Source organism: Streptomyces sp. NPDC059874 (assembly GCF_042731135.1).
GTDB lineage: Bacteria > Actinomycetota > Actinomycetes > Streptomycetales > Streptomycetaceae > Streptomyces.
Window position 1 is genome coordinate 120,411 of sequence record NZ_JBHWJY010000012.1, and the last position, 10,536, is coordinate 130,946.

Genomic DNA, 10,536 nt, shown 5'->3' on the forward strand with positions numbered 1-10,536 from the left:
GGTTTCCGAGTTCGGAGGTTGGACGATGGCGGGACCCCGAGTGGTCATCATCGGAGCGGGCGTTGTGGGAGCGGCACTCGCGGACGAGATCTCCGCACGCGGCTGGACCGAAGTGACCGTGGTCGACCAGGGCCCCCTCCCGGCCACCGGAGGATCCTCCTCGCACGCCCCCGGCCTGGTCTTCCAGACGAACCCCTCCAAGACCATGACGGAACTGGCCCGCTACACCGTCGAGAAGTTCAGCTCCCTCGACGTGGACGGCAAGCCCTGCTTCCTCCAGGTCGGCGGCCTCGAAGTGGCCACGACCCCCGAGCGCCTCGCCGAACTCCACCGCCGCCACGGCTGGATCACCGCCTGGGGCATCGAGGCACGCCTGCTGAGCCCCGAGGAGTGCGTCCGGCAGCACCCGCTGGTCAACCGCGACAGGGTCCTCGGCGGTCTCCTCGTCCCGACGGACGGCCTCGCCAAGGCCGTCCTCGCCGTCGAGGCGCAGATCCGCCGGGCCACCGAGCGAGGCGTGTCCTTCCTGGCCCGCCACGAAGTCCTCGACGTGACGAAGAGCGAGGGCCGGGTGACCGGCGTGCTGACCGACCAGGGCGAGATCCCCGCCGACATCGTCGTGTGCTGCGCCGGCATCTGGGGCCCGAAGATCGCCCGCATGGTCGGGATGAACCTGCCGCTCACCCCGCTCGCCCACCAGCTCGCCTGGACCGGCCCGATTCCCGCCCTCGCGGGCCAGACCGAGGAGGCGCTGCGCCCGATCCTGCGCCACCAGGACGCCGACCTCTACTACCGCGACCGCTTCGACGGCATCGGCATCGGCTACTACGGCCACCGCCCGATGCCCGTATCCGCCGACGACATCCTGTCCGTGGACGAGGCCGAGGAGATGCCCTCGGTCCTGAAGTTCACCGAGGAGGACTTCGAGGACGCCTGGACCGAGACCCGGTCCCTGCTTCCGGCGACGAAGGAAGCGAAGGTCGAGGAGGGCATCAACGGCCTGTTCTCCTTCACCACCGACGGCTACCCGCTGCTCGGCGAGTCTGCGGACATCGCGGGCTTCTGGGTCGCCGAGGCCGTCTGGGTCACCCACTCCGCCGGCGTGGGGCGCGCCATGGCCGAATGGCTGGTCGACGGCTACTGCTCCTCCTTCGACCTGCACGAGTGCGACGTCAACCGCTTCGAGCCGCACCAGCTGTCCCCGGAGTACGTCCTGGCCCGAGACTGCCGGAACTTCGCCGAGGTCTACGACATCCTCCACCCCCTCCAGCCGTCCGGTGAACCGCGCCCGATCCGCACCAGCCCCTTCTACGCCCGCCAGCGGGAACACGGCGCGTTCTTCCTGGAGGCGAACGGCTGGGAGCGCCCCCAGTGGTACGAGGCCAACGCGCCGCGCGCCGAAGGCCGCTCCATCCCCACCCCCAACGACTGGGCCGCGCGGTACTGGTCGCCCATCGTCGGCGCCGAAGCCCAGGCCACCCGGGAGACCGTCGCCCTCTACGACATGACAGCCCTCAAGCGCCTGGAGGTGAGCGGCCCGGGCGCCGCCGCCTTCCTGGAGCGGCTGTGCACCGGCAAGGTCGACAAGTCCGTCGGCTCGGTGACGTACACCCTGCTCCTGGACCACGACGGCGGCATCCGCAGCGACATCACCGTCGCCCGCCTCGCCCGCGACCTCTTCCAGGTCGGAGCCAACGGCAACCTCGACCTCGACTGGTTCACCCGGCACCTTCCCGCCGGGGGACGCCTCCCGACGGCAGCCGGAGCAGGCTCGGTCCAGGTCCGCGACATCACGGCCGGCACCTGCTGCATCGGCCTGTGGGGACCGCTCGCCCGCAAGGTCCTACAGCCGCTCACCGACGAGGACTTCTCGAACGACGGCCTGAAGTACTTCCGAGCCAAGCGCGCCCACATCGGCAGTGTCCCGGTCACCGCGATGCGTCTGTCGTACGTCGGCGAGCTCGGCTGGGAGCTGTACACCACCGCCGACCTCGGCCAGAAGCTGTGGGACACCCTGTGGACCGCGGCCGAGCCGCTCGGTGGCGTCATCGCCGGCCGTGGAGCCTTCAACAGCCTGCGCCTGGAGAAGGGCTACCGCTCCTTCGGCACCGACATGACCTACGAGCACGACCCCTACGAGGCCGGCGTCGGCTTCGCCGTCAAGCTCGACAAGGGCGACTTCATCGGCAAAGCGGCGCTGGAGCACCGCAAGGCCGACGTACGGCGGAAGCTGACCTGCCTCACGATCGACGACCCGCACGCCGTCGTGATGGGCAAGGAGCCGGTCTACGACGGCGACCGCGCCGTCGGCTACGTCACCAGCGCCGCCTTCGGCTACACGACCGGCAAGGGCATCGCCTACGCCTGGCTCCCGGCGGAACTCGCCACCCCCGGCACCACCCTGCACATCGGCTACTTCGACCAGCGCGTCGAGGCGGTCGCCGCCGAGGAGCCCCTGTTCGACCCGACCATGTCCCGCCTCCGTGGCTGACAGTGGCAAAAGAGGAAGGCGGAGACGTCCCGATGAGCCCCAGCACCCCAGGCGCCGGCCTGCCCGACCACCCCGACTGGCTCTGGCGCGATCCCGAGCCCAAGCGGTCGTACGACGTGGTGATCGTGGGCGGCGGCGGACACGGCCTGGCCACCGCCCACTACCTGGCGAAGAACCACGGCATCACCAACGTCGCGGTCCTGGAGAAGGGCTGGCTGGCGGGCGGCAACATGGCCCGCAACACCACCATCATCCGCTCCAACTACCTGTGGGACGAGAGCGCCGGCATCTACGAGTACGCCCTCAAACTGTGGGAGGGACTGGAGGAGGAGCTCGACTACCCGATTCTCTTCTCCCAGCGCGGAGTGCTGAACCTCGCCCACAGCATGCAGGACGTCCGCGACAGTGTGCGCCGTGTCGAGGCCAACCGGCTGGGCGGCGTCGATGCCGAGTGGCTCGACGCCGAGCAGGTCAAAGAGGTCTGCCCGATCGTCAACACCTCTCCCGACGTGCGCTACCCGGTCCTCGGCGGCACCTACCAGCCGCGCGCCGGCATCGCCAAGCACGACTACGTGGCCTGGGGCTTCGCCCGCTCCGCGGACGCCGCCGGCATCGACATCATCCAGAACTGCGAGGTCACAGGGCTGGACGTGGCCGGCGGTCGGGTGGTCGGTGTCCAGACAACGCAGGGTCCGATCGCCGCGGGCAAGGTGGCCCTGTGCTCGGCCGGTCACACCTCCGTCGTCGCCGCCATGGCAGGCATCGAACTCCCGCTCCAGAGCCATCCGTTGCAGGCACTGGTCTCCGAACTCCTGGAGCCGGTCCACCCCACGGTCGTCATGTCCAACGCCGTCCACGTGTACGTCAGTCAGGCACACAAGGGCGAGTTGGTGATGGGCGCGGGCATCGACGCGTACAACTCCTACACCCAGCGCGGCGCCTTCCACATCATCGAAGAGCAGATGTCCGCCGCCCTGGAACTCTTCCCCGTCTTCGCCCGTGCCCACGTGCTGCGCACCTGGGGCGGCATCGTCGACGTCAGCCCGGACGCCTCGCCCATCGTCGGTCTCACCCCGGTCGACAACCTCTACCTCAACTGCGGCTGGGGGACCGGTGGTTTCAAGGCCACCCCAGGTGTCGGCTGGGTCTACGCCCACACCATCGCCCATGGCACACCCCACGCCCTGAACGCCCCCTTCTCGCTCGACCGTTTCACCACCGGCGCGCTCGTCGACGAGCACGGCGCGGCCGCGGTGGCCCACTAGGGAGCCGAACCATGCTGCTCATCCCCTGCCCGTGGTGCGGGCCCCGTGACGAGGCCGAGTTCCACTACGGCGGCCAGGCACACGTGCCCCACCCCGAGGACCCCGCCACCCTCACCGACGAGCAGTGGGCGCGGTACCTGTTCTTCCGCGACAACCCCAAGGGCCCCTTCGCCGAGCGGTGGAGCCATGCGGCGGGCTGCCGCAGGTGGTTCAACGCGGTGCGGGACACCTCGACGAACGAGATTCTGGCGGTGTACCAGGCTGGGGCGGAGCGTCCGGCAGCTGTTGAGCCGAAGTCCGCCGGTCTGGAGGTACCCCCTCTGGGGGAGTTCAAGGACGAGCCCGAACGACGATGCACGACCACCGGCCCGCAGCCGACGACGATGCCGCAGTTCCCCCCGCTGGGTGACGCCGGTCAGGCATTCCGTCTCTCGGGAGGTGGGCGGATCAACCGCGGCGAACGACTCGGCTTCACATTCGACGGAGTCCGGTACGAGGGCTACCGCGGTGACACCCTCGCCTCCGCGCTCCTCGCCAACGGCGTCATCCAGGCCGCCACCAGCACCAAACTCGGCCGCCCGAGAGGCATCTTCTCGGCCGGGGTGGAGGAACCCAACGCGGTCGTCCAGATCGAGGCCCCGTTCCCCGAGCCCATGCTCCCCGCCACGACCGTCGAGCTCTACGACGGCTTGGTCGCCGGCAGTCTCCCGGGCCAGGGACGCCTCGCCACCGAACCCGACCCCGCCCGCTACGACGCCGTCCACGCCCACTGCGACGTACTGGTCGTCGGCGCGGGCCCGGCCGGCCTGGCGGCGGCAGCGGTGGCGGCGAAGAGCGGCGCACGCGTCATCCTCGCCGACGACCAGCCGGAACTCGGCGGCAGCCTGCTCGGCACCGGCGAACACCTCGACTGGGTGGAGGCGACGCGCGCCCAGCTGGAAGCCGCCGCCCCCGAGGTACGTGTCCTGAGCCGCACCACCGTCTTCGGCCACTACGACGACAACCATGTCCTCGCCGTCGAGCGCCGCACCAATCACCTCGGCGCCGAGGCCCCGGAGCACGTCTCCCGTGAGCGCGTCTGGCGGATCCGGGCCCGGCGCGTGGTCCTCGCGACCGGCGCCCACGAGCGGTCGCTCGCGTTCGGCGACAACGACCGCCCCGGCGTGATGCCGGCCGCCTCGGCCCGGACGTACCTCCACCGTTATGCCGTCCTGCCCGGCCGGCACGCGGTCGTGTTCACCACCAACGACAGCGCCTACAGCGCCGCACTCGACCTGACGGCGGCGGGAGTGGACATCGCGGTGATCGTCGACACCCGGTCCGAGCCGGGGGAGTGGGCCGAGCGTGCCCGGTCCGCCGGGATCGAGGTGCTCGCCGGGCACGCGGTCACCGGTACGCAGGGCGGAGCCCGCGTCACCGCGGTGACGGTCGCCCCGTACGGGCAGTCCTCGGGGCAGCAGGAGTCCGCGGGGCAGCAGGAGTCCGCGGAGCAGCGGGAGTTCGCAGTCGATCTGCTCCTGGTCTCCGGGGGCTGGAACCCGGTCGCGCATCTGTACAGCCAGGCGGGCGGCAAGCTCCGCCACGACGACGTGCTCGGCACGTTCGTTCCCGCCGGCTGCCGTCAGGCAGTTGAGGCCGCGGGCAGCGCGAACGGGGCCTTCGACCTCGCCACGACCCTCGCGCAGGGCGCGGCGGCCGGCGCCCGCGCGGTCGAGGCCGAGGGTTACACGGCCAAGGCGCCCGCCCTCCCGGCAGTGGCCGCCCAGCCGTACACCCCGCCCATGCAGGTCTTCACCATCCCCGCCTCCACCGGTACGCCCCGGTTCGTCGACCTCCAGCGCGACGTCACGGTCGACGACCTGGCGCGGGCGACCGGAGCGGGCCTGCGCTCGGTGGAGCACACCAAGCGATACACCACGGCCGGGACCGCCAACGACCAGGGCAAGACGGCCGGCGTCCTGGCGAGCGGGGTCGTGGCCGAACTCCTCGGCGTGGACATCTCCGCGCTCGGCCTGCCCACGTTCCGGCCGCCGTACACCCCCGTCTCCTTCGCGACCCTCGCCGGCCGCGACCGCGGCGCGCTGCACGACCCGATCCGCACGACCGCCCTGCACGCCTGGCATGCCGAGCACGGCGCACTCTTCGAGAACGTCGGCCAGTGGAAGCGGCCCTGGTACTACCCGCAGGACGGCGAGGACATGGAGACCGCCGTGCTGCGCGAGTGCCGCGCCGCCCGCGAGGGGGTGGCCTTCATGGACGCATCCACCCTCGGAAAGATCGATGTGCAGGGTCCGGACTCCGCGCTGTTCCTCGACCGGCTCTACACCAACATGATGAGCACCCTGAAGGTCGGCATGATCCGCTACGGCGTCATGTGCCGCCTCGACGGGATGGTCTTCGACGACGGCACGGTGATCCGGCTCGCGCCGGACCGCTTCCTGATCACCACCACGACCGGCAACGCCGCAGCAGTCCTGGACTGGATGGAGGAGTGGCTCCAGACCGAGTGGCCCGAACTGCGGGTCCACTGCACCTCGGTCACCGAGCAGTGGGCCACCGTGGCCCTGGTCGGCCCCCGTTCCCGGGAGGTCCTCGGCTCGCTGGCGCCCCGGCTGTCCGTGGCCAACGATGACTTCCCGTTCATGGCCTGGCGGGAGACGACGGTCGCCGGTATCCAGGCGCGCGTGTGCCGCATCAGTTTCTCCGGCGAACTCGCCTACGAGATCAACGTCTCGCCCTGGGACGCCGTCGCCCTGTGGGAGGAGCTGTACGAGGCCGGCGCCCCGTACGGCATCACCCCGTACGGCACCGAGACCATGCACGTCCTGCGCGCCGAGAAGGGCTACCCGATCATCGGGCAGGACACCGACGGCACGGTCACCCCGTACGACCTCGGCATGAGCTGGGTGGTGTCGAAGAAGAAGCCCGACTTCATCGGCAAGCGCTCCTTCGCCCGCGCCGACACCGTCCGCCCCGACCGCAAGCACCTCGTCTGTCTCCTCCCCGAGGACCGGGCCGCCTTCCTCCCCGAGGGCACCCACGTGGTCGCCGACGGAGAACTGCCCGCCCCGCCCGTCCCGATGCTCGGTCACGTCACCTCCAGCTACCGCAGCGCGACACTCGGCCGGACCTTCGCGCTCGCCCTGATCAAGGGCGGCCGGGACCGCATCGGCGAACGCCTCTACGCACCCGTCGGCGACCGGCTGATCCCGGTGACAGTCACGAGCCCCGTCCTCTACGACCCCGAGGGAGCCCGCCGCGATGGCTGACACCGCCCCGACCGCACGGCAGCGCAGCCCCCTGACCCTTGCAGCCGACCGCTTGGCCGCCGCGAGCCGCTCCTCCGGGGGCGCGGTCCGTCTGGCCGAAGTCCCCTTCCTGGCCCAGATGAACCTCCGCCTCGACGCCAAGAGCCCGGCGGCGGACGCTGTCGGACTCGCCCTGGGACTCCAACTGCCCCTGGAACCCGGCACCGTCGTGCGCGCGGGGGACTGGGCCGCCGTGTGGCTCGGCCCCGACGAATGGCTGGTGGTGGGCCGCCCCGGCACCCAGCGGGACCTGGAGAGCCGGATCCGCTCGGCTGCCAGAAACGAACCCGTCTCAGTAACCGACGTATCCGCCCAGCGCACCACCGTCCTGGTCAGTGGACCGCGTGCCCGCGACCTGCTCTCCCACGGCTGCCCGTTGGATCTGCACCCGCGCGCCTTCGGTCCCGGCCGCTCAGCCCAGACGAGGCTGGCCCGCACCCAGGTCATCCTGGTGGCCCGCGATGAGCCCAGGGCCGGTTTCTGGGTGCTGGTGCGGTCCTCCTTCGCCGGCTACCTGACGGACTGGCTGCTGGACGCGGCCGTGGAATACGGGTGAGCGGCCCGGCGGGGTGGCAAAAGATGACTGGCACCGCAGCGCTTCGCGAGATTGGGGATCGTGTACGGGGCGCTCGGCCGGAGCGCGGACAGATCGTCGCCCGGACCGAATGACGGCCGGGGGCCGTCTCGTTCACTTCTTACCGGGCTCATCGCCGGCCGGGGCGGGCGATCCCGGAAGGGTCAACGGCGACGGCGCTTGACGATCACCGCGGTGCCGAGGGCGAGGCTCACGGCGACGACGCGCCGAGTGCTGGCCGCTGCCAGGAGAGGTAACCAAGGCGCGACAGCTGTCACCTCGCGGGCCCTGCCACGATGCTGCCGCGGCGAGGGGGGCCTTCGCCCGCCTGGCAGACCTGGGCTAGCCTCTCGTCGATTGACTGTGATGTGCGGGCATCACCCAGAATTGCGGGGCTTCCCGCCGGCAGGAGACCAGTTGAAGACCATAAGTGACTTCGTCCCCGTGCTCGGGTTGCCCGTGCGACAGGACGAAGGACACCTGATCGACGAGATCGCTTCGGCTTGGTCGGTCACCCTGCCCGAGGACTTCGTCGAAGTCGCCGGTGCCTACGGCGACGCGGTCATCTCCGAGTACATCTACTTCTGCGGGGCCCGAACACTGCGCAGGTACGCCGACGGCATGGGCCGGCAGCTGGAGGCGTCCCGGACAGTTCCGCACACGGTCCTGCCGACCCTGGGCGGGGCCCTGGTCTGGGGCAACACGATCGAGGGTGACCAGCTCTTCCTTGTGCCCCGCGAGGGCGGTTCCTGGACCGTCTCGGCGTTTCGCCGCGGCTGGGCCGACTGGCACGATACCGACCTGGGCTTCAGCGACTGGTTCCACCTCGCCCTGACCGGCGGGACGGCCACTGACTGGCTGCCCGAGTGGGAACCACTGCCACACTCGATCGACCTCAGCGAGTAGGTCTCGTCCGGTCTGCCCGGACTCCACGCAGCCTTCCGGGCAGTGTGTCCGGCAGCCGTGGGTGGTGACAGCACGCCTGCAGCCTCCCGGTTGGTGACAACAGCGCCGCCTCCTTGATGACGGCCATCTGCTTAATGCGCGTTCACCCCGGGTCAGCGGACCGTGGCAGTGACACCCATCTTGCGCGGGCACAGCCGTGAGTGAGTGTGGTGCGGGAGGGCGATGTACCGATGTACCGCAGCCCAGGGGCCTCCCGGCGGTAGCGGGGGCTACCGCCGTCCGAAGGGCTTCTGCCGGCTGGTGAGGCAGTCGACGGGGCGCTGGAGTGCGGGGTCGAGGAGGTAGATCCCGTCGTTGAACTCCTCGAACCCGACCGATTCCCACACCTTCGCGATCTTGGCCTGGGCGGCCTGGTAGCCGGGCTCGTCATTCTCGTAGTCGCCGTCGGTGGGCGCCGGCTGACAGGCGATCGCGCAGCATCCGGCGGCCAGGCGTCGGATCGCCTCGGCCGCGGCGAGAGCGCCGATCCCAAACTCGCGCCAATCAGGCTTGATCCGCACCCGGTCCATGATCAGGAGGTCCCCGACGGGACAGTCGATCCGCTCCTCGAACTCGGGCGATCAGTGAAGGCCCGGCGTCGTCATCGCTTCGGCTGGGTCGGTGCACACCGAGACGATCTTCTCGATGTCACCGGTGTGGGAGTCCGCCGCCTCCCAGGCGGGGTCCCCGGTGTAGTCGCGGCGCTGACGAACTCCATGTCGCCGATCGGTGTTCCGCCGTCGAACCGGCACAGGCCCTCGGGCGGGCACTGCGGGCAGCCGTCTTCGGGGTGGTAGCGCAGGATCCCGACCGACCACACCTCCAGCGTGTCCTCGAACTCGAAGGACAGCGCGGGGTGCTCGAGGCTGTAGCGCAGGATCATGTCGGTGCCGTCGAAGGGCAGCTCTCCGCGGCAGGCGGGCCGAGAACAGCCGAGCTCCATCACACGGAGTGAGCCGCTGCCCTGCCATGTCCCCGGTCCGCACACGGACCACGCCGTTCCCGCTGTGGGCTCCTACAGGAGACGGTCCACCGAGGATTCCGAGTGGGCCCGTGGGGTGCCGGCGGGTCTCACGGCGGCGGTGGTTCGAGACTGCTGCCTCCGCCCAACAGCCGTTCGACGCTGTGCTCCCGCCGCGCGCATCGGGGCGAAGAGGAGGGGCTCAGGGCGTGCTGGTGAGCGGCCAGGGGTTTTGGGCGTTGCGTCGGATCGCCGCGCGTACGTGGACCATGGCCAGGATGGCGCTCATATGGGTCTTGCCCTCGGTGTACCGGACGTGATCCTTGCAGAACCAGAGGGCGTTCTCGGGATGCCCCTCGTGTTCGAGCGGTGGCGCCATCGGCCGGAAGTATACGAGCGTGAAAGTCTCGTAGTCGTGGTCCCTGCGGGATGCGTTGCAGATCGTGCAGTACGGGGGCATCACGGCTGGTCAACTCCACTCCACTGGACGAATCATGATCGCAAGCTTACGCACCCCCTGCCCACGGGCACGCCTGCCTCGCGCCGCCTCTCGGCCCCGCAGCTCCTCGGACCCACCTGATCTCGCTCGCCGGGCCGGTTGCGCGCGGTCGGCCGCATGGTCCCGCTGTGCCCCGGAGCAGGTGCGCGGCAGGTCGGCGAGTACGTGGCCGAAGCCGACCCCTCACACCCGTGGACGGGTGCGAGGCTCGCTGCGGCGTGGGGGAGTGGTGAGGTCCTGGACGCGCGATGTTGGTCCGCCCGGAGATGGTGGCGGAGATCAGCGCGGACCGGGCGGTGGACCGTGGCGGGCCCGACCGCGGCCGCGGGCTGACCGGCGAGGGTGCCCCGGCGCCGCACCCGCTTCAGGCCTTCCCGGTCATGGCGGGGGCCGGACTTACTGATTGTTTCAGAATGAGGTTCGCAGGCGGCGGAGGCATATGAGGCTGCAGGCCAGTTCGAGCAGGCCCTGGTGGAGATCAGCGCGTCGTTCG

At 70.5% G+C, this 10,536-nt stretch carries 8 protein-coding genes; 5 read left to right on the forward strand and 3 right to left on the reverse strand.

Features of this window, described 5'->3' with window-relative positions; translation table 11 throughout:
- The first annotated feature begins 25 nt into the window (after positions 1-25).
- The 5 genes from ACFV9H_RS10165 to ACFV9H_RS10185 all read left to right on the forward strand — a co-directional run bounded on the left by ACFV9H_RS10165 (position 26) and on the right by ACFV9H_RS10185 (position 8,544).
- On the forward strand, positions 26-2,491 hold the full coding sequence (locus tag ACFV9H_RS10165) for an FAD-dependent oxidoreductase (protein ID WP_385395932.1): 2,466 nt from the start codon (positions 26-28) through the stop codon (positions 2,489-2,491).
- Positions 2,492-2,523: 32 nt separating this feature from the next.
- Positions 2,524-3,756, forward strand: coding sequence for a sarcosine oxidase subunit beta family protein (locus ACFV9H_RS10170; RefSeq protein ID WP_385395934.1), 1,233 nt, complete (start codon positions 2,524-2,526; stop codon positions 3,754-3,756).
- Between the two features lie 11 nt (positions 3,757-3,767).
- Positions 3,768-7,025 carry a sarcosine oxidase subunit delta family protein gene (locus ACFV9H_RS10175; protein ID WP_385395936.1) on the forward strand — a complete coding sequence of 1,086 codons (3,258 nt, stop codon included), beginning with the start codon at positions 3,768-3,770 and terminating at the stop codon, positions 7,023-7,025.
- Positions 7,018-7,620: a sarcosine oxidase subunit gamma gene (locus ACFV9H_RS10180; protein ID WP_385395939.1), complete on the forward strand. Its 603-nt coding sequence runs from the start codon at positions 7,018-7,020 to the stop codon at positions 7,618-7,620. The genes ACFV9H_RS10175 and ACFV9H_RS10180 overlap by 8 nt, the downstream gene beginning before the upstream one ends.
- Before the next feature lie 435 nt (positions 7,621-8,055).
- Positions 8,056-8,544 (forward strand): hypothetical protein, encoded by a 489-nt coding sequence (locus tag ACFV9H_RS10185; protein ID WP_385395941.1) that lies wholly within the window; start codon positions 8,056-8,058, stop codon positions 8,542-8,544.
- Positions 8,545-8,813: 269 nt separating this feature from the next.
- Here the strand turns inward: ACFV9H_RS10185 and ACFV9H_RS10190 are convergent, their stop codons facing one another.
- From ACFV9H_RS10190 to ACFV9H_RS10200, 3 genes are all read right to left on the reverse strand, one after another.
- Positions 8,814-9,104: a hypothetical protein gene (locus tag ACFV9H_RS10190; RefSeq protein ID WP_385395944.1), complete on the reverse strand. Its 291-nt coding sequence runs from the start codon at positions 9,102-9,104 to the stop codon at positions 8,814-8,816.
- An 80-nt stretch (positions 9,105-9,184) separates the two neighbouring features.
- Positions 9,185-9,526, reverse strand: a complete 342-nt coding sequence (locus ACFV9H_RS10195; RefSeq protein ID WP_385395946.1) for a hypothetical protein — start codon at positions 9,524-9,526, stop codon at positions 9,185-9,187.
- Positions 9,527-9,746: 220 nt separating this feature from the next.
- Positions 9,747-9,923 (reverse strand): hypothetical protein, encoded by a 177-nt coding sequence (locus ACFV9H_RS10200; protein ID WP_385395949.1) that lies wholly within the window; start codon positions 9,921-9,923, stop codon positions 9,747-9,749.
- Positions 9,924-10,536 lie beyond the last annotated feature (613 nt).

Bases quoted from the DNA above. Each gene is read 5' to 3' on its own strand.
- ACFV9H_RS10170 (WP_385395934.1), top strand. From the start codon at position 2,524: ATGAGCCCCAGCACCCCAGGCGCCGGCCTGCCCGACCACCCCGACTGG.
- ACFV9H_RS10180 (WP_385395939.1), top strand. From the start codon at position 7,018: ATGGCTGACACCGCCCCGACCGCACGGCAGCGCAGCCCCCTGACCCTT.
- ACFV9H_RS10175 (WP_385395936.1), top strand. From the start codon at position 3,768: ATGCTGCTCATCCCCTGCCCGTGGTGCGGGCCCCGTGACGAGGCCGAG.
- ACFV9H_RS10165 (WP_385395932.1), top strand. From the start codon at position 26: ATGGCGGGACCCCGAGTGGTCATCATCGGAGCGGGCGTTGTGGGAGCG.
- ACFV9H_RS10200 (WP_385395949.1), bottom strand. From the start codon at position 9,923: ATGGCGCCACCGCTCGAACACGAGGGGCATCCCGAGAACGCCCTCTGG.
- ACFV9H_RS10195 (WP_385395946.1), bottom strand. From the start codon at position 9,526: ATGGAGCTCGGCTGTTCTCGGCCCGCCTGCCGCGGAGAGCTGCCCTTC.